Consider the following 22201-nt stretch of genomic DNA (forward strand, 5'->3'; position numbering starts at 1 on the left):
CTCATGGCGGTCGAGGTCGGTTCGGAGGCCCCGGACTTCACGCTCAACGACTACAACAAGCAGCCCGTGACGTTGTCGTCGTTTCGCGGCTCTCAGGCCGTGTTGCTGGTGTTCTACCCGTTCGCCTTCAGTGGCACGTGCCAGGGCGAGCTCTGCCAGCTGCGTGACGAACTGGCGACCTACGAGGACGAGAACGTCCAGGTGCTGGGCGTCTCCGTGGACTCGCCGTTCGCGCTGAAGGCGTGGGCGAACCAGGAGGGCTACCAGTTCCCGCTGCTGTCCGACTTCTGGCCGCACGGAGCCGTCGCGCAGTCCTACGGCGTGTTCAACGAGGCCGTCGGCATGGCGCTGCGGGGCACGTTCCTGGTCGACGTCTCCGGCGTCGTGCGCTTCGCCGAGGTGAACGCGCCCGGTCAGGCCCGCGATCAGGACGCCTGGAAGAAGGCCGTAGCCTCTCTCAAGGCATGATGTAGCTGTACCCCTGCGCTTCGCGGCGCCGGGGTTGGGGCGTGTAGCTCAGCGGAAGAGCACTCGGCTTACACCCGAGCGGTCGCAGGTTCGAACCCTGTCGCGCCCACGGCCTCAGGCCGACCCTGCTCAGTGGCTGCGCCACTTTCGCCGGGTCGGCCGTCGTGATGTTGGGGGGCCGAGCCCCCCAAACCCCCACGGTGCGGCTGGTCCCGACCCAGCGTGGCTGGTGTGAAATGCGCCCGTAGTGGTGGTTGCCGTACCTTGTTCGAGTTCGTCGGGGACGTTTGGACCCGCCAGCTCCGGAGGACGTCCACCTGTGAGACGCAAGGCCAACGCCGCGAAGCCCGACACCACCACCGTCACGCAGGAGCAGGTCAAGCTGCTCGCCCTGGTGGAACAGGGAGGCGTGCACCGCGGCGCCACCAGCTGGTACGTGGAGCACCGGCCCGCCAAGCAGTGGGACGCGGACGACCTGGAGATCATGCGGCTCCGGGACTGGATCACCTGGGAACAGCGCGTGGGCCACGGTATGGCCGCGCCCGTCGACATCACCGCGCAGGGGCGGGCCGCGCTCCGGCACCACCTGCCCGAGTGGGTGCTCGGGCGGAAGGCCATCGCCGCGGAGCCGCCTCGGTTGCCCTCCGTCGAGACGGTCAGGGCGTTGGACGCGCTGCGGTAGCCCGGTAGAACGGTCTTAGTCGAATCCAAACGGAGGCGGAGACCGGCCATGTCGAAACTGTTGACCGGCGGCGACTTGCGCGCACGTGACCACCACCGGATCGAGGACGACGCACGCGAAGAGGGTCCGCTGCATCCCGTGACGTTGCCCAACGGCGTGAGGATGCAGGTGGTCACGGTTGGGCTGGAGCTGACCCGCCAGCTGCTCGCTGACCAGCGGCTCTCCAAGGACAGCGCGAAGCTGCAACGCGAGATCAAGCGGCAGCTCGCCGAACGCGGGAGCACGCAGGAGAACCTTGCCGGGTTGTTCGGGCCGAGCATGCTCAACAGCGACAATCCGCAGCACGCCCGGCTCAGGGCGCTCGCGGTGAAGGCGTTCAACGGCAAGGCGGTGCAGCAGCTCGCGCCTCGTATCGAGGAGATCAGCGCGGAACTGATCGCCGGGCTTCCCGAGAACGAGGAGATCGACCTCGTCGCGCAGCTGGCCGTGCCGATGCCCATGCACATCATCGGTGAGGTCCTCGGGCTGCCGGCAGGAGATCGCGCGCACGTCCGCACGTTGATCGAGACGATGATGTGCATGGAACCCGAGGTGTCGCAACCGGCGAGCGATGAGCTGGGTGGCTACTTCCACGCGCTGCTCACCGGCAATGGTCTGGATCCGCGGTCGCTGTTCGGTGTGCTGGCCACGGCTGCCGACGACGATGGTGACCACCTCAGTCACGACGAACTGATGGCGATGGCGTTCTTGCTGGTGGTCGCCGGTCATGAGACGTCGGCGGGCCTCATCGCGAACGTTGTGCACGACGCGTTGGACAATGGGCTGTGGCACAAGGTCGCTGAAGATCCCGAACTGGTGCCACGGCTCGTGGAAGAGACACTGCGGCACAACTCGCCTGTCCGCAGCGCCACGCACCGCATCGCCACCGAACCGGTCGAGATCGGTGGCACGACCATCCCCGGGAACACGCTGTTGCTGATCAACCTCGGAGCCGCCGGACGCTGCCCGCAGGCACACGAGAAGGCCGGCGAGTACCGGCTGGACCGCGCGACGACCGGCCACGCGACGTTCGGGCACGGCCCGCACTTCTGCCTCGGGTCGGCGCTGGCCCGCCTGGAGACCGAAACCGTGCTGCGGCACCTGACGAGCCGGTTCCCGCGCACCACCTACGCGGGCGGCGAGCGGCCCGAGGTGACGCACAACGACATCATGGCCAGCCTCAAATCGCTACCGGTCGTGCTCAGGCGCTGACAGGCTGGCCGGTATGGAGATCATTCAAGGGGGACCCGAGCACGTCGATACGGCCGCGTTGCTCTGGGCCCATGCGGTCGCCGAGAGGGACGGCTACGACGAGGTTCCGTCGCTCGAACTGGCGCGGCCGGGCGTGGAGAGCGCTCTCGCGAAGGAGCCCTCGCTGTTGCTGCTCGCCCAGGAAGGTGGCCGGGCCGTGGGTTTCCTCGCCGGAGGTCCACAAGAGACGAACACCGCCTTCGTCAACTACGTCGGCGTGCACCCGGACGCGTGGGGCAAGGGCGTCGGTGAGGCGTTGCTGCGGGCGCTGCCCGAAGTGTTGATCAGGAATGGATACGAGAAGGCGGAGTTGATGGTCTACGTCGACAACGTCCGGGGCGTACGGCTCTACGAACGCCTCGGGTGGATCAAGGTCGGCGACCCTGTACCGCATCCGCGTTCCGGCCGGGTGGAGCAGCGTTACGCGTTCTCGCCCGCATCGTGGGAACCAGGGATGTGAGGGCGTTTAGCGGGGGATTAGGGGATCAACCCCAATGCGTCTGACCAGGGCTATCCCCAAGTCCATTTGAGACGTAACTTTTGCTCATGTCAGTGCGCACGTTCGCCGTGGTGGTCGGTCTCGCGTTCTTGCTCGGTGGGGGTGCGATTCTGTTCGTGATGCTGGCCGTCGAGGCGCCGAGCGGGGCACTGATCCCGTGCGGCAACAGCCTGGGCATCGGGTTCGAGGAACCCGCGGCGTCCGCGGCCGGTCCGGCCTATGTGGACATCTGCGCCGACCTGCGGCACCGCCGGCTGCTGTGGGGGTTGCCGGTGATCGGGCTCGGCGCGTTGCTGCTGATCGGCTCTTTGGTCGGTTCCCGGCGGGCTACTCGCCGGTAAGGTCGCGGCATGACGTGGATGGTCTACGGCGCCAACGGCTACACCGGACGTCTCATCGCCGAACTCGCGGTCCAGCGCGGGGAGCGGCCGATCCTCGCCGGCCGCTCGCTCGAGAAGGTCGAGCCGATCGCCGCCGCGCTCGGGCTGGAGCACCGTGCGTTCGGCCTGGACCAGGCGCGGACGAACCTCGAGGACGTCGACGCGGTCGTGCACTGCGCGGGACCGTTCTCGCGCACGTCCGGCGCGATGGTCGACGCCTGCCTGAAGACCCGCACCCACTACCTCGACATCACCGGTGAGATCGACGTCTTCGAGTCAATCGGGCTGAGGGACGACGACGCGCGCAAGGCGGGCATCGTGCTGTTGCCCGGTGCGGGGTTCGATGTCGTGCCGACGGACTGCCTCGCCGCGATCCTGAAGAACGCCCTGCCGTCCGCCACGCACCTCGACCTCGCGTTTGTCGTCGGGGGAGGGGCGAGCGCGGGCACGACCAAGACCTCCGTCGAGGGCGCCGCGGTGGGCGGGCGGATCCGGGTGAACGGCGAACTGAGGAGCGTCCGCATCAGCCACCGCAGGCGCACCGCGTCCTTCCGGTCGGGGCCGCGCGAGGTCGGCAGCATCCCATGGGGCGATGTGAGCACCGCCTACCGCTCGACCGGCATCCCGAACATCACCACGTTCACCACCGTGCCGGGCCTGCTCGGTCAGTTGCAGCAGGTGTTCGCGCCCGTGCTGCGGACATCGCTCGTGCAGACCGTCGCGAAGACCGTCGCCGGCAAGGTCAAGGGCCCTGACGAACGCAAGCGCGCGAACACCAGGGCCGAGGTGTTCGGCGAGGCGTGGGACGCGCAGACGAGGGTCGAATGCGCGATCACCACCCCCAACGCCTACAGCCTCACCGCGGACTCCGTGCTCCGCGCCATCGCGAAGATCGACGGCGTGGCGCCCGGCTCGCACACGCCGTCCAGCGCGTTCGGCGCCGACTTCGTGCGCGAGCTCGACGGCGTCGTCGCGAGTGAGGTCCGCTTCACTTCTTGAGGTGCTTCGCGACGCTGTCGACGACTCCGCCGACAGCGTCCTTCACCTTCTCCACGCCGTCCTTCACGGCCGCCTTCGCCTGATCCGCGCGGCCCTCGCCGGCGAGCTGCTCGTCGCCGGTGACCTCCCCCGCGGTCTCCTTGGCCTTGCCGCCGAGGTCCTCCGCCTTGTTGCCGATCTTGTCCGACAGCGACATCGCGTCCTCCTGAGCTCGAGTTCGTCCTGACGCCTGTCCGATACCCGCCGACCCACCTTCGTCACGCCCACTGTCGGGTGAAAACCGGGTGAGTGTGATCACGAGCGGGAAATCAGGGAACCGCGTGACGTTCCGCGATCGAACGTGTCCATCAGGCGACGGAAGCAGATTCGGGCGGGGGTGTGCGCATGGGCGTGGCTGAGGCGGCCGCACTCGACGATGCCACGCTGGTGGCAAGGTCTCGTGACGGTGACATGCGTGCCTATGAGCAGCTTGTCCGTCGTTACCAGGGGCCGATGTACCGGCTGGCGTTGCGCATCGTGGGCAGCAGGGGCGACGCCGAGGACGCGGTGCAGGACGTGTTCCTGACCGCGTGGAGGCGGCTCGGGCAGCTCAACGACGACGGGGCGTTTCTCGGCTGGCTCTACCGCACGACCACCAACCAGTGCCTGAACGTGCTGCGCAAGCGCAAACCGCACGCCGACACCGAGCTCGACGAGCAGGAGTCGGCGGAACCGCGCACCCGGCCCGAACGTGCGGTGGAGGTGAACGCGCAGCTCGACGCGCTGCAAGCCGCACTGCGCGGTCTCACACCGGAACAGCGGGCGTGCTGGGTGCTGCGCGAGGTCCATGGCCGGTCTTACGAAGAGATCGCCGAGGCGATCGGCGCGACCCAGCAGTCGGTGCGCGGCAGGCTTGCGCGGGCACGGGCACAACTCGCGGAGGTGATGGCGCCGTGGCGGTGACGTCCGACTACGTCCTGCCATGCGGGCGGGACGTCGAAGAAGTCTGGGAGGCGATCGACCTCTCAGACGAGCACATGCGCTCGTGTCCGCACTGCGCGGCCGTGAGAGAGAGTCTTCTGGTGTTGCGCGCGGCCACGGACGAACTGGTCCGCGAAGAGGTCGAGCCACCATTCGACCTGGTCAGCCGTGTGATGGCCGCTGTTCGCGCCGATGTGCGGCGGTCCGATGTCGTGCCGTTGCCCGGTGACGGCCTGGCCCGGATCAGCACGCGCGCCGTCGCGGCGGTGCTGCGGTACGCGGCGGACGGCGTGGACGGCGTGCGAGCGCGCGCATGCCGTGTCGAGGAAGCGCCGGAGTCGACCGTGTCGGACCCGGTGATCGAGGTCGAGCTGAGCATCGCGATCACCGCGGGGCTCGTCACGCACCAGGCGTACGACGAGGTGCGGCGCCGGGTGCTGGCGGCGGCCTCCGCGCGGATCGGTGTGCGGCTCGCCCGCCTGGACCTCGTCGTGGCCGACGTTCTCGAAGGATGAGCGAGTGATCGAAACAGTCGTGTCCGCTCCGGCGGTGGCGGCGGTCGCGGTGCACGCGGCCGAGAGGGTCGCGGGCGTTCGGGTGCAGCCCGGCGTGGCGGGCCTGGTCAGTTCGGTGGTGCGTTCGGCGCGGCAGCAGATCAAGGGATTGCAGCCGGCGCCGGTGGAAGGCGTGCGGGTGCGGTGGTCCGGTGCCGTCGCGCTGCTGGAGGTGGACGTGGTGATCTCGGGCCAGGACCAGGCCGCGGCCGTGGCCCGCGCCGTGCAACGGTCGGTGCGCGCGCTCGTGCCGGAACTGACCGGTGTCGCGGTGGAGTCCGTGGTGGTCACGGTGGTGGACGTCGCATGGTGATCGTGACGGAGTTGTTGAAGGCACTGGAGAAGGTCGACGGACTGCGGCCCTCTGTGCCGGAGCCCGCGCGTTCCTGGATCTCCTGGGACGTCGACACCCTGGCCGTCGACGTCGAGGACGACCTGGTGTGCGTCCGGGTCGTCGCCACCCGGCTTCCGCTGGCACTCGCGGAGGCCGGTGCGGCACTGCGGTCCGTTCTCCTTGGCACGCAATGGGAAAGCGCCGTCGTGCGCATCGTCGTGACCGATGTGGACAAACGTGCCCTCGATCACCTGATCGGGTCGTGACGTTTCGGCCGCGGCCGCTGTCCATCTGGTGTGAACGCTTCGAAGGAAGGAATTGCGATGAGCACGCAGACCGTGGAGAAGATCGGTGTCGCAGGCGGGAAGCTGGTGACCGACAAGGGATCCACCACCATCGCGGACGTCGTGGTGCAGAAGGTCGCGGGCCTCGCGGCGCGGGAGATCCGTGGCGTGCACGCGCTGGGCGGCGGCGCGACCCGTGCGCTGAGCGCGTTGCGCGACCGCATCCCCGGTGCCACCGCGAGTGCGGGCCAGGGCGTGTCGGTCGAGGTCGGCGAGAAGCAGGCCGCCGTCGACCTGGAGCTCGTGGTCGAGTACGGCGTGCCGATCGCGGACCTCGCGAAGTCCGTGCGCACCAACGTGATCACCGCGATCGAGCAGATCACCGGCCTTGAGGTCGTCGAGGTCAACATCAACGTCAACGACGTGCACATCCCGAGCGACGCCGAGGGCGAAGAGCCCGAATCCGCTCGCGTGCAGTGAGAGGAAACGCCATGAGCACCACCGCACTGGGCCTGCTGACCGGGCTCACGCTCGGCCTGGCCGCCGCGTTCGGGGGCTTCAGCGCGTTCCTGCTCGTGCTCGTCTTCGGCGCGCTCGGCCTGATCGCGGGCCGGGTCGCCGAGGGCAAGCTCGACCTCGCGCAGTTGCTGGGCAGGGATCGGGACTGACGATGACGCTCACCGCACAGCCAGGGTTGACCACCGTCGCGGACCGCGCGGTGGGCCGCATCGCCGGGCGTGCCGCCATGGAGGTCCCGGACGTGCTCGACTGCGCCGTCACCGCGAGGGTGACCGGGGGAGTGGTGACGCTCGACGCGCGCCTCGACCTGCGTTACCCGGCGCCGGTCGCGTCGACCGCCGCTCGTGTGCGTGCACACCTCGTCGCACGGGTGGCCGCGCTCACCGGCCTGCAAGTCTCCGTGGTGGACGTGTCGGTCGGCGTGCTGCGCGCGGACGCGGTCGCGGTGCGGAGGGTCCGATGACCCGCCGCTCCCGCCGGGCCCTGCCCGCCACGCTCACGGCGCTCGTTCTGCTGGCCGCGTCGGCGCTGGTCGCGGTGTGCGCGATCCAGCTCGCGCTCGGCGAACGACCGTTGCTGCCCTACGACTCCCTCGTCGGCTCGTTGCACGACACGACGTGGTCCGCGCGGGAGGTGGCCGTGGCAGGTGGGGTCGTCGCGGCCATCGGACTGCTGCTGCTCCTCGTCGCGGTGGTGCCCGGAAAGGCACGGACCGCGGCACTGGACGAGCACACCGCCGTGTCGGTGCGCGGCCTGCGCAACGCTCTGCGGTCCGCCGCCCAGGTGGACGGCGTCGAGTCCGCAGCGGTGAAGGTGCGCCGCCGCCGGGTCCGCGCGGTCGTGCGCACCCGGCGCGCCGTGGTCGAAGGCCTCGGCGAGACCGTCCGCACCGCGCTGGAAAGCCGTGTCGGCGAGTTGGCCCTCGCCCGGCCGCCGCAGGTCGTGGTGCGGGTCAAGGCCCCCAGGAGTACGTCATGAACCGGATCTTGCTGGGCCTGCTGGGCTTCGTCCTGGTGGTCGCGGGTGGTTCCGCGATCGCCGTTCACCTGGGTCGCGTGCCCCAGGCGGACTGGAACGCCGCGTTGCTACCCGGCACGGCGTTGCCACCGGCGTGGGTGCTGTGGGTGGTCGCGGCCGCCGCGGTCGTCGTCGCGCTCGTGTGCCTGCGCTGGCTCGTCGCCCAGATCCCGCGCCGCAAGGTCGCGACCTGGCGCTGGGCCGACGAGGCCGGCGCCACCCGCATCACCACGTCGACGGCCGCCGCGCCGTTCGCCGAAGAGATCACCGCCTACCCCGGTGTGCGCAAGGTCGAGGCCGTGCTGGCCGGCCCGCACACCGCCCCGCGCCTGGCCCTCGTCGTCCGCGCCCACGGCGACGCCGATCTGCGGGGGATCCGCCGCCGCATCGACGACGAGGGCCTGCCCAGGCTCCGCGAGGCGCTCGGCACACCCGATCTCCAAGCCACCGTGGAGTTCCGGATGACGGCCTCCAAGGCCGCCGCCCGAGCACACTGATATATCGGTTATGCAAAAAACGTTTGCGGACGTCCGCAAACGTTTTTTGCATCCGGATGCAAAACAGCTGGTCACCCTGGGTGGGTGACCAGCTGATATATCGGTTGCTCCGCCGTTCACTCCGCCTAGCGCGGGGCGAGCAGGCTCGTGATCTCCTGCGACGCCGACACGGTCAGCAGGTGCTGGAGGCTCTCCGGGAGGTCCTCGCCACGCTTCTGCTTCGCCTGCGCGAAGAGGCGGCCGGCGCGGTAGGAGGAGCGGACGAGCGGGCCCGCCATCACGCCGAGGAAGCCGATCTCCTCGGCCGTCTCCTTGTGCTGGACGAACTCCTCGGGCTTCACCCAGCGCTCGACCGGGTGGTGCCGCGGCGACGGGCGCAGGTACTGGGTGATGGTGATGAGGTCGCAGCCCGCGTCGTGCAGGTCGCTGAGCGCCTCCGTGACCTCCTCGGGGGTCTCGCCCATGCCGAGGATCAGGTTCGACTTGGTGACCAGGCCGAACTCGCGGGCCTTGGTGATCACCTCGAGCGAGCGCTCGTAGCGGAACGCCGGGCGGATGCGCTTGAAGATCCGCGGGACGGTCTCCAGGTTGTGCGCGAGCACCTCGGGACGGGACTCGAAGACCTCGGCCAGCTGCTCCGGGACCGCGTTGAAGTCCGGGATCAGCAGCTCGACGCCCGTGCCGGGGTTCATCTCGTGGATCTGGCGAACGGTCTCGGCGTACAGCCATGCGCCGCCGTCCGCCAGGTCGTCACGGGCGACGCCGGTGACCGTGGAGTAGCGCAGGCCCATCGCCTGGACCGACTCGGCGACGCGGCGGGGTTCGTCGCGGTCGAGGTCGGCGGGCTTGCCCGTGTCGATCTGGCAGAAGTCGCAGCGCCTGGTGCACTGCTCGCCGCCGATCAGGAACGTGGCCTCGCGGTCTTCCCAGCACTCGTAGATGTTGGGACAGCCGGCCTCTTCGCAGACCGTGTGCAGGCCTTCGCGTTTGACCAGACCCTTGAGCTCTCGGTACTCGGGGCCCATCTTCGCCCGCGTCTTGATCCACGGGGGCTTCTTCTCGATTGGCGTCTCGCTGTTGCGGACCTCGAGCCGCAGCAGCTTCCGACCCTCAGGTACCACAGTCACGTCCTCACCCTACGCTGCGCGCTCAAGTGTCCGGGGTCACGCTCTCCCAGGTCAGGCTAAGTGCCGGAACCGGGCTCCCGGTGGAGCGCTCGTCGTTCACGATCTGTTGCCGACGCAGGTCACGTCGACCATGAACAACGCGGATGGGCTGGAGATGTTCCTGGCCCGGAGGTGACGACCGGCTCCGCCGTCGCCTTCCGGCGTGAGGGCGCCGACACCCCTACGGAAGATCTGGAGCGATTCCGGTCAGCTTGATCGTGAGTTCCCAGAGGCGGTTCGCGGCGAGATCGTCGCGAGCGGCGGCGGTCATCCGCGCGATGGTGGGATGGCCGCGGAAACCGTTGAAGCCGTCCGGACCGTAGTACTGGCCGCCACGCGCCTCCGCTGACGTCGCCGCGTAGAGCTGCGGCAGCGCGCCCATCTCAACGGACTGCGAGAACAGGTGGCTGATCTTGCCGCCGACCCGCAGGACCAGCGACTTGTGCGAGTCCGCCATGTTGTTGGTCAGCTCCGTGACCGTCAGGCCCGGATGAGCCGCGATCGACGTCACGTCCGGCGAACGACGTTCCAGCTCCCGCGCGAACAGGATGTTGGCGAGCTTCGACTGCCCGTACGAGCCGCGCAGGGTGTAGGGGCGGCGGTCGAAGTTCGGGTCCTCGAAGTCGATGTAGCCGTACTGGTGGGCAAGCGATGCCACGGTGACGACGCGTGCGCCAGGACGTTGCCTCAGCGCGGGCAGCAGCAGCCACGTCAGCGCGGCGTGGCCCAGGTGGTTGGTGCCGAACTGGCGCTCGAAGCCGTCCATGGTCCGGCCGTTCGGAACGGCCATGATGCCCGCGTTGTTGACGAGAACGTCGAGCGCCTCGACTTTTTCGGCCGCCGTGCGCACGGAGCTGAGGTCGGCGAGGTCGAGTTCGAGGACCTCGGCGGACCCGCGGACCGTCTGCCGTGCCGTTTCACCGCGTTGGACCGAGCGACAGCCCATGATCACGTGGGCCCCCTTCGCCGCGAGCACCTGGGCGGTGCGCAGGCCCAGACCGGAGTTCGCACCGGTCACCAGGACTGTGCGGCCGGTCTGGTCGGGGATGTCAGCTTCGGTCCAACGACTCATGGAGTCATTCCTACCGTCCGGTAACTGCCGAGCGATAGGTGTGCGTCGAGTACTGCTCGCAACACCGGCTCCTCGGCGGCGAGTTCGGCGGTGACGCGGTCCTCGTCCATGTGGCCGTCCAGCCTGGCGCTTTCCATGCGGGCGGTCAGCTTGTTCTGCCAGCGATGGTCGAGCGCCAGCAGCAGTTCGTGCAGCGAGCCGAAGACGTCCGGATCCACGATCAGCGGTGCGGACGGGTCGCGGCGGGCGTCGCTCAGGACGGCGTCGAGCGCGTCACGGCGGCGGTAGTGGTCTGCCCAGCCCATGTCTCGTACCCCCGGTTTCTCGCATACTGTCGGTATGACACGACCATACCACCGGTACGTACCGGCGGTATGTGAGATACGTTTCGTGCGTGCGAACACGACGCGCCGAGTACTCGGAGTCGACCAGGCAGGCGCTCGTCGACAGCGCAGTGCACCTGTTCACCAAGCGCGGCTACGCCGGCACCTCGCTCGACGAGGTCGTCAAACGCGCCCGCGTGACAAAGGGCGCGCTCTACCACCACTTCAGCGGCAAGCAGGCCCTGTTCGAGGCGGCCTTCACTCAGGTCGAGACCCAGTCGATCTCCTCGCTGACCGCGCTGATCACGGCGGACGGCGACGCGTGGGAGACCGCGGTGGGAGGCCTGCGCGCGTACGTCCGCAAGTGCCTGGAGCCGGAGTACCAGCGGATCATCGTCCATGAGGCGCCGGTGGTGATGGGCTGGGAACGCTGGCGTGAGGCAGAAGAGCAGTTCAGCTTCGGTCTGCTCCGCACGGCCGTGCAGTTGCTGGTGGACGCCGGCGAGATCGAGGAGGCTCCGGTCGAGATCATGGCCCGCCTGCTGTTCGGAGCACTGTCCGCGGGCGCCAGCACCATCGCGAGCTCGTCCGATCCGAAGCGCACCGGGCGCGAGGTCGAACGAGCGATCCTGCGTGTTCTGGAAGGTTTGCGCAAGAAGTAGTCGAGTTCGGCCCTAGCGGCCGGGCGCAACGTCGATCACCACGCGGACAACAGAGGTGGTCGGCATCATGATCGAACCTGTCAGCACGCGCCTGGGACTCGACGGCAAGATCGCAGTTGTCACGTCGGGAACGCACGGGCTCGGTCTCGCCATCGCGAGCAAGCTCTGCGACAACGGCGCCCACGTCATCCTCACGACCTCCGACGAGGACAACGTCGACCTGGAGCGCGCGAAGACCGTGCTCGCGGGCAAGCCCGGCTCGGTGACGGTCACCAAGCTCAACATCCACGACGAGCACTCGGTCCGGCTCCTGCTCGACCGGGTCAAGGAAGAGCGCGGCCAGCTGGACGTGTTCGTCCACCACGCCGTGTCGCCGGACCTCACGCCGTTGCTCAACATCGTGGAGCCGCTCGCCAAGGCGCTCGTCGACGGCGGTCGCGTGGTCATCGCCGGCTACACGGTGACACCGGTCCACGGCGTCATCCGGACACTGGCGCTGGAAATGGCTTGGTACAAGGTCGCGGTGAACGCCGTCGTCACCACTGTCGTCGACAACGGCCCGATGAACATCGACCCGGACCTGGTCGACCGGCTCGCGATCAAGAGCCCGTCAGGTCGCGTCACCGTGCCTCAGGACATCGCGAACGCCGTTGCGTTGCTCTGCACCGACGAAGCCGCGTGGATCCAGGGTCAGGTGATCACCGTCGACGGCGGTCTGGAACTGCTGGAGCGGTGGGGCGAGACGCGCTGAGTCGCGCACGCGCATGCAACAGAGCTCGCTCCAGGGGCCGAATCGCTTGTACCGCTTTGTGCTCGGGCACTGCTCGAGCCGCCCCGGTTCCCGATTCGGTCCCTGAGCTATCTGTAAGCGCGTGGTGACCCCAAGTCATCCGCCGATAACCCTTATTAATTGCTCCTAGCGCATCTGGAGTAACGCTCGGCGCAGCCGGACTCAATGCTTGTCCTGCATGGTCACCGAGTGTAAGACTCAAAATGGTGACCTGGGGGCAAGCAAGGGGGTCGGATGATCAGAGTCCTACTAGCCGAGGACGTGCAAATGGTCCGCGGTGCTTTGGTCGCCTTGTTGAATCTTGAACCGGACATTGAGGTCGTCGCGTCCGTGGCGACGGGTGACGAAATCATCTCCGCTGTGGAGAAGAACAAACCGGACGTAGCGGTGCTCGACATCGATCTGCCCGGTATGGACGGCCTTTCCGCCGCCACCGTGATCCACGACACCGCACCGGAGACGCGCACTCTCATTCTCACGAGCCTCGGCCGGCCGGGCACTCTGCGCCGCGCGCTGAACGCACGCGTCAACGGGTTCATTCTCAAGGATGCTCCGGTTGGAGAACTCGCTGACGCCATTCGCGGCGTGTCAATCGGCCGGCGCGTGATCGACTCGCAACTCGCGCTTTCCGCTTGGGACACCGACGAGTGCCCGCTGACGCCCCGTGAACTGGAAGTGCTGAGGCTCGCCTCGGACGGCGCGGACGCCATGGAGATAGCCACGACGCTGTTCCTGTCGGTCGGCACGGTCCGCAACTACCTGACGGCGGCGACGGCCAAGCTCGACGCCCGCAACCGGGTCGACGCGGTCCGCATCGCCCGCAAGTCCGGCTGGTTCTGACCTTCCTCCGGCCGCCCCGTCCTGATCTTCATTGAGCCCTTGCAATGACTCTTTTGACGACGAAGTCCAAAGAGTCATTGCTAGGGCCCAGGTCAGGCGGCGTGCGTGAAGATCGTCTTTGAGGTGAACGGCGAGAGCGAGGGCGCGCCGAAAGGTTCGTGAGAGGGCGAACTGAAGGCAATATATTGGTTGGGCGGCGGCTTCGGGGCCTGGGAGAACTAGGGCTTCGGGGCGGCGGCCGGGATGGCGGCGTGGACGTGGAACGAGCCGTCGCCCACGTGGCGGGCCGTGAAGGTGCCGCCGGCCGCCTTGACGCGTTCGGCCTGGTTGCGGACGCCGTTGCAGTCGGCTGAGACCGGGCGGCCCGCGGCGCCGTCGTTGATGACGTCGAGCAGGATCGTGGCGCCTCGCTGGTGCACGCCGATGGTGCAGGTGCTGGCGTCGCTGTGGCGCAGGACGTTCGTGACGGCCTCGCACAGGACGGCGGCCAGGACGGTTTCGACCGGCTCCGGGAGCGGGTCGTGTGCCAGTTCGACGCGGACGTCGATATTCGACGCCGCCAGCATCGCCTTGGCCGAGTCCGAGGTGTCCGCCAGGGACAGTGGGCGGTAGGCGCGCGCCAGGGAGCGCACGTCGGCCAGGGCGTGGTGGGTGATATCCAATATATCGGTGATGTGTTCCTGCATGAACTCCCAGCCGTGGTCCGGGCGGTCGGCGACGATCCGGTGGGCCAGTTCGCTCTTGAGCTTGATGGCGCTGAGGCTGTAGCCGAGCAGGTCGTGCAGGTCGCGGGCCACGCGGACGCGTTCGGCGGTCACGGCGGCGGTTGTGGTGACCGCGGTGTCCGGGGTGGTGGTCGCCGTAGCGTCCGGGGCAGGGGTTGGCTGGGGCTCGGGGGCGGCGGGCCAGTCGCGGTGGGTCGCGAAGCCCGTGGCCAGGCCCGCGAGGAGCAGGGCGGTGGCCGCGGTGGCTGTCATCGCCTCGCCGTGGACGGCCTGGGCGAGGCCGGTGGCGACCACGGTCAGGACGAAGACCGACCAGCCGAAAAGCGGGCGCAGGACCAGCAGGGCGTTGCCGGCCACGAGGCCCGCGACGCCCGCCCAGGAATGGCCGAAGAGGACGTAGGGCAGGACCAGCAGTGCCGCCTGGGCTGCCAGTGTGAGGTGCCGGCGCAGTGCGGTCAGAGGCCGGAAATACGACACTTGCAGCAGGACAAGTACCGCTAAATCAATGACCGACACCGCCAATTCGGTGACTTCGCCGGCGAGAAGTAGCGCGCGGGTCAGGTCGGTCAGGCAGACCGCGGCGAAGACCACGACGATGATCGTGCGGAATCTCGGTATCGCAGGCGAAGCATTCACGTGCCCCCCAAGAGCAACGGCTCCAGAGCAAGTCTGAGAGTCAACGCCGGTCAAAGACCTCGCACGGCGCGCGCCCAGGCCGAATACTAGACATGCGAGGGCAGTTCGGGACGGCAACTGAATCGGTTCAGAATGCGAAGTCGCATTGACTCGCCGCTCAATGTCACGCCAATGGACGAGTATTTATGAGTGGCGGTCACGGCTTGTGTTCGTGCGATTACCGGGCGGGACGGTTTGGGTTCGTCCGAGTATATGAATATCTCACGCCGGGCGCAGTAGTTCGCCATCCGAGAGTCATGGCCGCATACGTGGCGTTCGATAGCCCCGCTCAGGTGAACTTGGTGGCACGACCAAGTCGTCCGCCGCTGAGCAGGGGAGGCTCCAATGGAGATCAAGGTTCTTGGACCGCTGGAGGCACGGGAGAACGGCGTCTCGATCGCGCCGAGCGCGGTGAAGCCCAGGCAGGTGCTCTCGCTGCTCGGACTGCAGGCGGGACACGTCGTCACGGTTCCCACGTTGATCGAAGAGCTTTGGGGAATGACACCGCCACGCAGCGCACTTACGACTTTGCAGACGTACGTGCTGCAGGTCCGCCGGCGCATCGAGGCGGCCATGCCCGGGGAGGGTCCCGGTGTCGCGAAGAACGTTCTGGTGACCCGCTACGGCGGCTACATGCTGGACGTTCCGCCGGAGAGCGTCGACGTGCGCAGCTACGAGCGGCTCGCGAGTGCGGGTCAGCGCGCGTTCGAGATCGGCGACCTGGAGTCCGCCAGCAGGTTGCTGCGCAGCGCCGCCGAGGTGTGGCGTGGACCGGTGCTCGTGGACGTGCAGATCGGCGTCCGGCTCGGCATGGAGGTCACCCGGTTGCAGGAAAGCCGCCTCGGCGTGCTGGAGACCCGCATCGAGGCCGACCTGCAGCTGGGCAAGCACCAGTCGCTGCTGTCCGAACTGTCGGTGCTCACCGCGCAGCACCCGATGCACGAGAACCTGTGTGCGCAGTACATGCTCGCGCTCTACCGGGCGGGACGGCAGTGGAAGTCGCTGGAGGCGTACCAGTCGCTGCGCGACACGCTGATCGAGGAGCTGGGGCTTGAGCCGTCCGAAAGGCTGCGTCAGTTGCAGCGGGCGATCCTGAGCTCCGAGCCGTCGCTCGACAAGCCGTTGTCGCCTCGCCAGCTGGAGCGCCAGCTCGCGGGCTGAGATCCGTTCGGGAGCAACCGTGGATACCACCGGTGCAGGTGCGTTGATCAAGGCGCTCGAGGACGTCGGCTGCGAGGTGATCTTCGGGATGCCGGGAGGGGCGATCCTGCCCGCGTACGACCCGCTGTACGACTCGAAGATCCGGCACGTGCTGGTGCGGCACGAACAGGGCGCCGGGCACGCCGCCCAGGGGTACGCGCAGGCGACCGGACGGGTGGGCGTCTGCATGGCGACGTCGGGGCCGGGGGCCACGAACCTGGTGACGCCGCTCGCGGACGCCTACATGGACTCGGTGCCGATCGTGGCGATCACCGGCCAGGTCGCCAGGTCGATGATCGGGACGGACGCCTTCCAGGAGGCGGACATCCGCAGCATCACGCTGCCGATCACCAAGCACAGCTTCCAGGTGCACGACCCGGCCGACATCCCGCGGGTGATCGCCGAGGCGTTCACGCTCGCGTCCACGGGGCGGCCGGGCCCGGTGCTGGTGGACCTGCCCAAGGACGTGCTGGCCACCGCCACGACCTACACACCGCCGAAGCTCGCCACGCCGTCGCGTCCGGTGCTTTCGCCGGTCCAGGTCCGCAACGCCGCCCAGCTCATCGGTTCGTCGAAGCGGCCGGTGTTCTACGTCGGCGGCGGCGTGATCCGCAGCGGTGCGGCGCAGGAGCTCCGGAGACTCGCGGAGAAGACCGGGATCCCGGTCGTCACCACGCTCATGGCCCGCGGCGCGTTCCCTGACTCGCACCCGCTGCACCTGGGGATGCCCGGCATGCACGGCACGGTGCCCGCCGTCGCCGCACTGCAACGGGCCGACCTGCTGATCGCGCTCGGGACGCGGTTCGACGACCGGGTCACCGGTCTGCTGCCGGAGTTCGCCCCGCACGCCGCGGTGATCCACGCCGACATCGACCCCGCCGAGATCTCCAAGAACCGCAAGGCGGACGTCGGCATCGTCGGCGACTGCCGCGACGTCATGGCAGCGCTCTCAGCGGTCATAACGCGGAAAACCGATCTCACGGACTGGTGGAACTACCTCGGCGGCCTGCGTACGACCTACCCGCTCGGCTACGACTGGCCGGCGGACGGCATGCTCGCGCCGCAGTACGTGATCGAACGCATCAGCAAGCTCACCGGTCCCGAGGCCATCTACACCGCGGGTGTCGGCCAGCACCAGATGTGGGCGGCGCAGTACGTGAAATACGAACGCCCCGGCTCGTTCATCAACTCCGGTGGCGCGGGCACGATGGGCTTCGCGGTGCCGGCGGCGATGGGCGCGCAGGCCGGCGCACCGGACCGCACGGTGTGGGCCATCGACGGCGACGGCTGCTTCCAGATGACCAACCAGGAGCTCGCGACCTGCGCAGCCGAGGGCATCCCGATCAAGGTCGCGATCATCAACAACGGCAACCTGGGCATGGTCCGCCAGTGGCAGACCCTGTTCTACGAGGGCCGGTACTCCAACACCCGGCTCGGCACGCACGAGCGCCACCCCGACTTCGTGAAGCTGGCCGACGCGCTCGGCTGCGTCGGGCTGCGGTGCGCGAGCCAGTCCGAAGTGGACGGAACCATCCTGGAGGCGATGGCGGTCCGCGACCGGCCCGTCGTCGTCGACTTCGTGGTGGGGCAGGACGCCCAGGTCTGGCCGATGGTCGCCGCGGGCACGGGCAACGACGAGATCATGGCCGCACGGGGCATCCGGCCCCTGTTCGACGAGGAAGAGTGATGACCAGACATTCGCTTTCCCTGTTGCTGCGCAACGAACCCGGCGCGCTGGCGCGGATCGTCGTGCTGTTCTCCAGCCGGGGCGTCGACGTCGAGTCGCTGAGTCTCGCACCGGCCGAACAGGGTGACCTGTCCCGCCTCGACGTCGTCGTCGACCTGCAGGCGGGCCGCACCGTCGTCCAGCTGATCAAGCAGCTCGGGCGGATCGTGGACGTCAAGAACGTCGTCGACCGCACGCACGACGAGGTGCTCGAACTCGGAGCTTAGGAACCAAAGAAGAATCGGCCGCCCCGGAGGCTTGGGGCGGCCGATTCTCTGTTTGCCTGAGGAACTTCCGGGGTTGCTCAGGCAGCCTTCGGGATGTGCTTCTCGATGACGCGCGCGTACGTCTCCAGCGTCTCGCCCGGTGACGGGCCGTCGAGCGCCTTGTGGATGCCCTCGGCGATGTCGCCGTGGCGGTGCAGGTCGGCGTGGGTCAGCGTGACCTTCGTCGTGGTCGGGCCGACGACCTCGAAGTCCACCTTGATGAACGAGGCCTTCTCGTCGTCGAAGATCGGCTGCCAGTAGGGGCCGACCCGCCACGTCATCACGAGCCGCTTCGGCGGGTCCCACTCGGTGATGGTGCCCCAGGCGATCTCCTCGCCGTCCGCACCGCGCTCGAAGTAGCGCCCGCCGACGAACGGTTCGATCGTGATGGCCTGCCGGTCCTTGACGAACACGTGCGACTCCGGCCACCACTCGATCGGCTTCGACGCGAAGATCGCGAACGCCTGCTCGATCGTCGCCTCGACCGTCACCGACTTGGCGACATCGGGAGTTGAGGCCATGTGGCCCTCCTCGCGAATAGAAAGGGAGATGTCTCGCAAGACCGTGCCCGGCTTGTCTCAACGCCACCTGGAACCGCGGTCGAACCAGGACGGCTCGACCGGATGTCCAGTGGCCGCACCCATATTCGCGGGTAGCGAAACCGGCAGACCGAGGAGTTGTCGTGTCCCCTGTCAATGTTGCGGTCCACATCGAGGTCCAGACGTTCTACGCCCAGCAGATGCGGCTGCTCGACGCGCTGGACGTGGAGGGCTACGCCCAGACGTTCACCGAGGACGGGGTCACCGACCACGCCCACCGGAGCGAGAAGGTCGAGGGCCGGGCGGCCCTGATCGCCGGCGCCAGCGCCGCGCTGCCCCGCTACAAGGGCGTCGCCGTGCGGCACTGGAACGACCACTACCTGATCGAAGAGGTCGATGAGAACACCCTGAACGTCAGCTACGCGTCGCTCGTCACCCGCACGACCGCCGAGGGCGTGGTCAGCTTCGAGCCGACCTTCTCCATCGAGGACGTGCTCGTGCGCATCGACGGGAAGCTCTACACCAAGTCCCGCACGATTCACCGCGACCTGCCTGTTCAGGCTGCGTGACGTTCATCAGGAGGTGACGAGGTGACTGCTCAATACACCGGGCTGGCCGCAGCCGCGGAGAAGGTGAAGCTGATCGCCGCGGAACACGCGGCCGAGGCCGACGCCACCCGCAGGCTGGCTCCCGAGGTCGTGGAGGCACTGCGCGAAGCCGGGTTCGCGCGGCACTTCGTCGCAGCCGGGCGCGGTGGCTCGGAAGGGACCTTCGCGGAACTGACCGAGGCCGTCCTCACCGTGGGTCAGGGCTGTTCGGCCACGGCGTGGTGCGCGTCGCTGGCGGCGTTCTCGTCGCGGTTCGCGGGGCTGCTGCCCGAACAGGGCCACGACGAGATCTGGGCGTCCGGCCCCGACACGTTCGTCGTGACCGGCCTGCCGCCCATGGGCAAGGGCACCGAAGTGGACGGCGGGCACCGGCTCAGCGGCCGGTGGACCTACGTCAGCGGCGTGGACTTCGCCGACTGGGCGTTGCTGTGCGGCATGGTCGGCGAGGAGGGTCGCTTCTTCGCGGTGCCCCGCAACGACTTCACCGTCCTCGAGACGTGGGACAGCGTCGGCATGAAGGCCACCAGCAGCCATTCGGTCGTGCTGGACGACGTCTTCGTGCCGTCCCACCTGTCGTTCGCCCGGACGGCTCTCCTCACCGGTACCAGCTGGTCGCCGGTGCCGAGCCACAACGTCCCGTTCCAGGCGGTCGGCGGCCTCACGTTCGCCGCTCCGGCCGTCGGTGCGGCGATGGGGGCACTTGACGCGTGCGTTGCGGTGCTGTCGGGGAAGAAGCAGACCGTGACGTCCGCGCTCGACCTGGTCCGCGCGTCGGGTCAGGTCGAGTCGGCGAGACTGCTCGTGCAGCAGAACGCCAAGGTGCTCGACGACCGCGAGTTCACCCCGGCCGCGATGGCGCGCAACGAGCGCAACGGCGCCTACGCGGCCGAGGTCCTGGTCGACGCGGTCGGCGGCCTGGTGCGGGCCGCCGGCACCAGCGGACTCGCGGAAGGTGCTGCGCTGCAACGGTTCTGGCGTGACGTGGTGAGCTGCTCCAGCCACGTCGCGCTGCGGTACGAGACCGCGTCCGTGCGCACCTATCCGGCGTCGCTGTACGGCTGACCCGGATTCGACAGGCCCTGGTGCCCACCTCCCCGGCACCAGGGCCTTCGGCATGCGCCCGAAACGCTCCGCCGCGACCTGACCGGGACTCAAGCGGAGGGGATCACCCTGAAGGTCATCGACCGGCAGTCGTCTTTCAGGCAGGAGGTGGGACCTCGTTCAACTCGACCGGCATTCCGCCACACCGAGTAGTCCTGAGCCATCGCCTGTCGTGCGCAGCGAAATCAAGTCCTCTGAGGAGAAATCGTGACCTCCACCAACACCAACCACGACCTGGAGTCGCCGTCGGCGACTGCCGGCGCGCAGGCGGCTCCGGTCGTTGACGCGCCGGCGGCCGATCCGCGTCGCTGGATCGCGTTCATCATCATGACCGTCGCGACGTTCATGGACATGCTGGACGGCAGCATCGTCAACGTCGCACTGCCCGCGATCCAGCACGGCATGGGCGCGAGCTTCGTGCAGCTGCAGTGGATCACCGCCGGTTACGTGTTCGCGTTCGCGCTCACACTGATCACCGGTGGCCGTCTCGGCGACATCTACGGGCGTCGCAAGATGTTCCAGCTCGGCGTGCTCGGCTTCATCGTCACGTCGTTCCTGTGCGGCATCGCCACCAACCCCGAGATGCTCGTGGCCTCCCGCCTCGCGCAGGGTCTCGCGGCCGGCCTGATGGTCCCGCAGGTCATGTCGATCATCCACGTCACCTTCCCCGACAAGGAGAAGGGCGCGGTCTTCGCCATCCAGGGCACCATCGGTGGTCTCGCGGCCACGATCGCACCGCTCGTCGGTGGCGTGCTCGTCGCCGCGAACATCTTCGACTGGGGCTGGCGGACGATCTTCCTGGTCAACGTCCCGATCGGCATCATCGGCTACGTCCTCGGCTGGAAGTACATCAACGAGTCGAAGGCGCCGAGCCGCATCAGGCTCGACCTGATCGGTGTCGTCATCGCGACCTTCAGCCTCACGGCCCTGCTGTTCCCGCTGACCTTCGGCCGTGAGATGGACTGGCCGGCGTGGGGCTTCGTGCTGATGGCCGCGTCCGTCGTCGGCTTCGTCGGCTTCGTCGCCTACGAGCGTGCCAAGCAGCGCAAGGACGGCATGCCGCTCGTGCCGCTGAGCCTGTTCAAGTCCCGCAGCTTCTCCGCGGCCCTCGCGCTGATGCTGGGCATGTTCAGCTTCACCGGCATGTTCATGCTGGCGCTCTACCTGTACCTGCAGGAGGGTCTGGGCTTCTCGCCGCTGCGGACCGGTGTCACGCTGCTGGCGTTCTGCATCGGTGCCTTCATCACCGCGTCGGCCTCGGTCATCGCGCTGGTGCCTAAGTTCGGCCGCGCCGTCCTGCAGGTCGGTGCCGTCGTGATCGCCGTCGGTGTCGCGGTGATGCTGCTGACGGTCAGCCCCGGCATCACCAGCTGGGGCCTGGTGCCCGGGCTGCTGCTGATCGGCCTCGGCTTCGGTATGACCGCCACCCCGATCGCGCTGTTCGCCCTGCAGGAGGTGCCGCACAAGGACGCGGGTGCGGCATCCGGCCTGATCAACACCAAGCAGCAGCTCGGTTTCGCGGTCGGTATCTCGATCGTGACCCTGGCGTTCTTCGCTCCGCTGGCCTCCAACGGCGCGGCCAACGCGGAGTCGCTGGCACCGCAGGTCCGCCAGGAACTGGTGGCCGCCGGTGTCGCGGACGCCAGGGCCACCGAGCTCGCGGGCGCCTTCCAGTCCTGTGCCGCCACCACGTTCGCCGGCAAGCCCGAGGCCGCGGCGTGCGCGGCGGTGCAGAACGACCCGCAGGCCAAGGCCATCGCCGACAAGTACTCGCACCAGGCCGCGGGCCAGTCCTTCACGGACGCGTTCCGCACCACGCTGTACGTCGGCTTCGGCTTCGCCGCCCTGGCGCTGCTGCTCGCCTCCTTCCTGCCTCGCTGGCTGAAGCAGGAGGAGTGGGGCGCGCCGGCCGAGGAAGCCTCTGAGGAGGGTTCCGAGGAGACCGCCAAGGCGTAGTTCCTCCCAGCTGGAAACCCCGAGGCCCCAGGCGATCCGCCGGGGCCTCGGTGCTTGTTCCCGGTACGT

The 22201-nt window shown here is 68.4% G+C and carries 30 protein-coding genes and 1 tRNA gene; 25 read left to right on the forward strand and 6 right to left on the reverse strand.

From position 1 onward, the window contains the following. Positions 1–3: 3 nt before the first annotated feature. The 7 genes from BLR21_RS13815 to BLR21_RS13845 all read left to right on the forward strand — a co-directional run bounded on the left by BLR21_RS13815 (position 4) and on the right by BLR21_RS13845 (position 4318). Positions 4–468, forward strand: coding sequence for a peroxiredoxin (locus BLR21_RS13815; protein ID WP_090006244.1), 465 nt, complete (start codon positions 4–6; stop codon positions 466–468). Positions 469–505: 37 nt separating this feature from the next. Further along, a tRNA-Val gene (locus BLR21_RS13820) sits at positions 506–577 on the forward strand. Between the two features lie 210 nt (positions 578–787). Then, positions 788–1150, forward strand: a complete 363-nt coding sequence (locus BLR21_RS13825) for a hypothetical protein (protein ID WP_090006245.1) — start codon at positions 788–790, stop codon at positions 1148–1150. 48 nt (positions 1151–1198) lie between these two features. Next, positions 1199–2401, forward strand: a complete 1203-nt coding sequence (locus tag BLR21_RS13830; RefSeq protein ID WP_090006246.1) for a cytochrome P450 — start codon at positions 1199–1201, stop codon at positions 2399–2401. Between the two features lie 13 nt (positions 2402–2414). Then, entirely contained in the window at positions 2415–2900 is a 486-nt protein-coding gene (locus BLR21_RS13835) for a GNAT family N-acetyltransferase (RefSeq protein ID WP_090006247.1), read from the forward strand. Between the two features lie 86 nt (positions 2901–2986). Then, on the forward strand, positions 2987–3280 hold the full coding sequence (locus BLR21_RS13840; protein ID WP_143027715.1) for a hypothetical protein: 294 nt from the start codon (positions 2987–2989) through the stop codon (positions 3278–3280). 9 nt (positions 3281–3289) lie between these two features. After that, the gene (locus tag BLR21_RS13845) at positions 3290–4318 is read left to right on the forward strand and encodes a saccharopine dehydrogenase family protein (protein WP_090006249.1); all 1029 of its coding nucleotides are present in this window, start codon (positions 3290–3292) and stop codon (positions 4316–4318) included. Here the strand turns inward: BLR21_RS13845 and BLR21_RS13850 are convergent. Beyond that, positions 4308–4514, reverse strand: coding sequence for a CsbD family protein (locus tag BLR21_RS13850; RefSeq protein WP_030474527.1), 207 nt, complete (start codon positions 4512–4514; stop codon positions 4308–4310). The genes BLR21_RS13845 and BLR21_RS13850 overlap by 11 nt on opposite strands. 188 nt (positions 4515–4702) lie before the next feature. Between BLR21_RS13850 and BLR21_RS13855 the strand changes: the two genes are divergently transcribed. From BLR21_RS13855 to BLR21_RS13895, 9 genes are read left to right on the forward strand one after another with little or no spacing between them, the layout of a single operon-like run. Then, the gene (locus BLR21_RS13855) at positions 4703–5260 is read left to right on the forward strand and encodes an RNA polymerase sigma factor (RefSeq protein ID WP_090006250.1); all 558 of its coding nucleotides are present in this window, start codon (positions 4703–4705) and stop codon (positions 5258–5260) included. After that, positions 5251–5793 (forward strand): anti-sigma factor, encoded by a 543-nt coding sequence (locus tag BLR21_RS13860; RefSeq protein ID WP_090006251.1) that lies wholly within the window; start codon positions 5251–5253, stop codon positions 5791–5793. Before BLR21_RS13855 ends, BLR21_RS13860 begins: the two co-directional genes overlap by 10 nt. A gap of 4 nt (positions 5794–5797) precedes the next feature. Then, a complete protein-coding gene (locus BLR21_RS13865; protein ID WP_030474530.1) occupies positions 5798–6145 on the forward strand; it encodes an Asp23/Gls24 family envelope stress response protein in 348 nt (115 codons plus the stop codon). A gap of 2 nt (positions 6146–6147) precedes the next feature. Then, positions 6148–6432 (forward strand): hypothetical protein, encoded by a 285-nt coding sequence (locus BLR21_RS13870; RefSeq protein ID WP_245816392.1) that lies wholly within the window; start codon positions 6148–6150, stop codon positions 6430–6432. 57 nt (positions 6433–6489) lie between these two features. Beyond that, on the forward strand, positions 6490–6930 hold the full coding sequence (locus BLR21_RS13875; RefSeq protein ID WP_090006252.1) for an Asp23/Gls24 family envelope stress response protein: 441 nt from the start codon (positions 6490–6492) through the stop codon (positions 6928–6930). An 11-nt stretch (positions 6931–6941) separates the two neighbouring features. Next, the gene (locus BLR21_RS42485; RefSeq protein ID WP_090006253.1) at positions 6942–7118 is read left to right on the forward strand and encodes a hypothetical protein; all 177 of its coding nucleotides are present in this window, start codon (positions 6942–6944) and stop codon (positions 7116–7118) included. A 2-nt stretch (positions 7119–7120) separates the two neighbouring features. Then, positions 7121–7432, forward strand: coding sequence for an Asp23/Gls24 family envelope stress response protein (locus tag BLR21_RS13885; protein WP_090006254.1), 312 nt, complete (start codon positions 7121–7123; stop codon positions 7430–7432). Next, positions 7429–7947, forward strand: a complete 519-nt coding sequence (locus BLR21_RS13890) for a DUF6286 domain-containing protein (protein WP_090006255.1) — start codon at positions 7429–7431, stop codon at positions 7945–7947. The genes BLR21_RS13885 and BLR21_RS13890 overlap by 4 nt, the downstream gene beginning before the upstream one ends. Beyond that, positions 7944–8483, forward strand: a complete 540-nt coding sequence (locus BLR21_RS13895) for a hypothetical protein (protein ID WP_090006256.1) — start codon at positions 7944–7946, stop codon at positions 8481–8483. The genes BLR21_RS13890 and BLR21_RS13895 overlap by 4 nt, the downstream gene beginning before the upstream one ends. A 125-nt stretch (positions 8484–8608) precedes the next feature. Here the strand turns inward: BLR21_RS13895 and lipA are convergent, their stop codons facing one another. The 3 genes from lipA to BLR21_RS13910 form a co-directional block, all read right to left on the reverse strand. Beyond that, complete coding sequence (gene lipA / locus BLR21_RS13900) at positions 8609–9610, reverse strand: lipoyl synthase (protein ID WP_090006257.1); 1002 nt, start codon at positions 9608–9610, stop codon at positions 8609–8611. Between the two features lie 220 nt (positions 9611–9830). Then, entirely contained in the window at positions 9831–10721 is an 891-nt protein-coding gene (locus BLR21_RS13905; protein ID WP_090006258.1) for an oxidoreductase, read from the reverse strand. After that, on the reverse strand, positions 10718–11026 hold the full coding sequence (locus BLR21_RS13910; protein ID WP_051768591.1) for a hypothetical protein: 309 nt from the start codon (positions 11024–11026) through the stop codon (positions 10718–10720). The genes BLR21_RS13905 and BLR21_RS13910 overlap by 4 nt, the downstream gene beginning before the upstream one ends. Before the next feature lie 89 nt (positions 11027–11115). On the opposite strand from BLR21_RS13910, the gene BLR21_RS13915 reads away from it, so the two are divergent. From BLR21_RS13915 to BLR21_RS13925, 3 genes are all read left to right on the forward strand, one after another. Then, on the forward strand, positions 11116–11706 hold the full coding sequence (locus BLR21_RS13915; RefSeq protein WP_090006259.1) for a TetR/AcrR family transcriptional regulator: 591 nt from the start codon (positions 11116–11118) through the stop codon (positions 11704–11706). Between the two features lie 67 nt (positions 11707–11773). After that, positions 11774–12457, forward strand: coding sequence for an SDR family NAD(P)-dependent oxidoreductase (locus BLR21_RS13920; RefSeq protein ID WP_143027716.1), 684 nt, complete (start codon positions 11774–11776; stop codon positions 12455–12457). Between the two features lie 273 nt (positions 12458–12730). After that, entirely contained in the window at positions 12731–13336 is a 606-nt protein-coding gene (locus tag BLR21_RS13925; RefSeq protein ID WP_030474540.1) for a response regulator transcription factor, read from the forward strand. Positions 13337–13554: 218 nt separating this feature from the next. Here BLR21_RS13925 and BLR21_RS13930 read toward each other — a convergent pair whose 3' ends face one another. Next, on the reverse strand, positions 13555–14652 hold the full coding sequence (locus BLR21_RS13930) for a sensor histidine kinase (RefSeq protein WP_090006261.1): 1098 nt from the start codon (positions 14650–14652) through the stop codon (positions 13555–13557). A gap of 429 nt (positions 14653–15081) precedes the next feature. On the opposite strand from BLR21_RS13930, the gene BLR21_RS13935 reads away from it, so the two are divergent. From BLR21_RS13935 to ilvN, 3 genes are read left to right on the forward strand one after another with little or no spacing between them, the layout of a single operon-like run. Next, a complete protein-coding gene (locus BLR21_RS13935; RefSeq protein WP_030474542.1) occupies positions 15082–15897 on the forward strand; it encodes an AfsR/SARP family transcriptional regulator in 816 nt (271 codons plus the stop codon). A 19-nt stretch (positions 15898–15916) separates the two neighbouring features. Continuing rightward, positions 15917–17623 (forward strand): acetolactate synthase large subunit, encoded by a 1707-nt coding sequence (locus BLR21_RS13940; protein WP_256334674.1) that lies wholly within the window; start codon positions 15917–15919, stop codon positions 17621–17623. Continuing rightward, positions 17623–17889, forward strand: a complete 267-nt coding sequence (ilvN, locus tag BLR21_RS13945; protein WP_090006263.1) for an acetolactate synthase small subunit — start codon at positions 17623–17625, stop codon at positions 17887–17889. Before BLR21_RS13940 ends, ilvN begins: the two co-directional genes overlap by 1 nt. A 77-nt stretch (positions 17890–17966) precedes the next feature. Here ilvN and BLR21_RS13950 read toward each other — a convergent pair whose 3' ends face one another. After that, positions 17967–18449, reverse strand: coding sequence for an SRPBCC domain-containing protein (locus BLR21_RS13950; protein WP_051768599.1), 483 nt, complete (start codon positions 18447–18449; stop codon positions 17967–17969). A gap of 161 nt (positions 18450–18610) precedes the next feature. On the opposite strand from BLR21_RS13950, the gene BLR21_RS13955 reads away from it, so the two are divergent. From BLR21_RS13955 to BLR21_RS13965, 3 genes are all read left to right on the forward strand, one after another. Continuing rightward, positions 18611–19036, forward strand: a complete 426-nt coding sequence (locus BLR21_RS13955; protein ID WP_036013177.1) for a nuclear transport factor 2 family protein — start codon at positions 18611–18613, stop codon at positions 19034–19036. Between the two features lie 21 nt (positions 19037–19057). Further along, positions 19058–20137: an acyl-CoA dehydrogenase family protein gene (locus tag BLR21_RS13960; protein WP_090006264.1), complete on the forward strand. Its 1080-nt coding sequence runs from the start codon at positions 19058–19060 to the stop codon at positions 20135–20137. 246 nt (positions 20138–20383) lie between these two features. After that, positions 20384–22132, forward strand: coding sequence for an MFS transporter (locus tag BLR21_RS13965; RefSeq protein WP_090006265.1), 1749 nt, complete (start codon positions 20384–20386; stop codon positions 22130–22132). The last annotated feature ends 69 nt before the right edge of the window (positions 22133–22201 follow it).

Origin of the sequence: Lentzea albidocapillata subsp. violacea (assembly GCF_900100275.1) — a bacterium.
GTDB classification, from domain to species: Bacteria; Actinomycetota; Actinomycetes; order Mycobacteriales; family Pseudonocardiaceae; genus Lentzea; species Lentzea violacea.

What these genes read in the sequence shown, in the direction of transcription:
- BLR21_RS13835 (WP_090006247.1), top strand. Translation starts at nt 2,415, where the DNA reads ATGGAGATCATTCAAGGGGGACCCGAGCACGTCGATACGGCCGCGTTG.
- BLR21_RS13920 (WP_143027716.1), top strand. Translation starts at nt 11,774, where the DNA reads ATGATCGAACCTGTCAGCACGCGCCTGGGACTCGACGGCAAGATCGCA.
- BLR21_RS13855 (WP_090006250.1), top strand. Translation starts at nt 4,703, where the DNA reads ATGGGCGTGGCTGAGGCGGCCGCACTCGACGATGCCACGCTGGTGGCA.
- BLR21_RS13840 (WP_143027715.1), top strand. Translation starts at nt 2,987, where the DNA reads ATGTCAGTGCGCACGTTCGCCGTGGTGGTCGGTCTCGCGTTCTTGCTC.
- BLR21_RS13845 (WP_090006249.1), top strand. Translation starts at nt 3,290, where the DNA reads ATGACGTGGATGGTCTACGGCGCCAACGGCTACACCGGACGTCTCATC.
- BLR21_RS13875 (WP_090006252.1), top strand. Translation starts at nt 6,490, where the DNA reads ATGAGCACGCAGACCGTGGAGAAGATCGGTGTCGCAGGCGGGAAGCTG.
- BLR21_RS13850 (WP_030474527.1), bottom strand. Translation starts at nt 4,514, where the DNA reads ATGTCGCTGTCGGACAAGATCGGCAACAAGGCGGAGGACCTCGGCGGC.
- BLR21_RS13885 (WP_090006254.1), top strand. Translation starts at nt 7,121, where the DNA reads ATGACGCTCACCGCACAGCCAGGGTTGACCACCGTCGCGGACCGCGCG.
- BLR21_RS13830 (WP_090006246.1), top strand. Translation starts at nt 1,199, where the DNA reads ATGTCGAAACTGTTGACCGGCGGCGACTTGCGCGCACGTGACCACCAC.
- BLR21_RS13910 (WP_051768591.1), bottom strand. Translation starts at nt 11,026, where the DNA reads ATGGGCTGGGCAGACCACTACCGCCGCCGTGACGCGCTCGACGCCGTC.
- BLR21_RS13815 (WP_090006244.1), top strand. Translation starts at nt 4, where the DNA reads ATGGCGGTCGAGGTCGGTTCGGAGGCCCCGGACTTCACGCTCAACGAC.
- BLR21_RS13925 (WP_030474540.1), top strand. Translation starts at nt 12,731, where the DNA reads ATGATCAGAGTCCTACTAGCCGAGGACGTGCAAATGGTCCGCGGTGCT.
- BLR21_RS13890 (WP_090006255.1), top strand. Translation starts at nt 7,429, where the DNA reads ATGACCCGCCGCTCCCGCCGGGCCCTGCCCGCCACGCTCACGGCGCTC.
- ilvN (WP_090006263.1), top strand. Translation starts at nt 17,623, where the DNA reads ATGACCAGACATTCGCTTTCCCTGTTGCTGCGCAACGAACCCGGCGCG.
- BLR21_RS42485 (WP_090006253.1), top strand. Translation starts at nt 6,942, where the DNA reads ATGAGCACCACCGCACTGGGCCTGCTGACCGGGCTCACGCTCGGCCTG.
- BLR21_RS13905 (WP_090006258.1), bottom strand. Translation starts at nt 10,721, where the DNA reads ATGAGTCGTTGGACCGAAGCTGACATCCCCGACCAGACCGGCCGCACA.
- BLR21_RS13950 (WP_051768599.1), bottom strand. Translation starts at nt 18,449, where the DNA reads ATGGCCTCAACTCCCGATGTCGCCAAGTCGGTGACGGTCGAGGCGACG.
- BLR21_RS13895 (WP_090006256.1), top strand. Translation starts at nt 7,944, where the DNA reads ATGAACCGGATCTTGCTGGGCCTGCTGGGCTTCGTCCTGGTGGTCGCG.
- BLR21_RS13935 (WP_030474542.1), top strand. Translation starts at nt 15,082, where the DNA reads ATGGAGATCAAGGTTCTTGGACCGCTGGAGGCACGGGAGAACGGCGTC.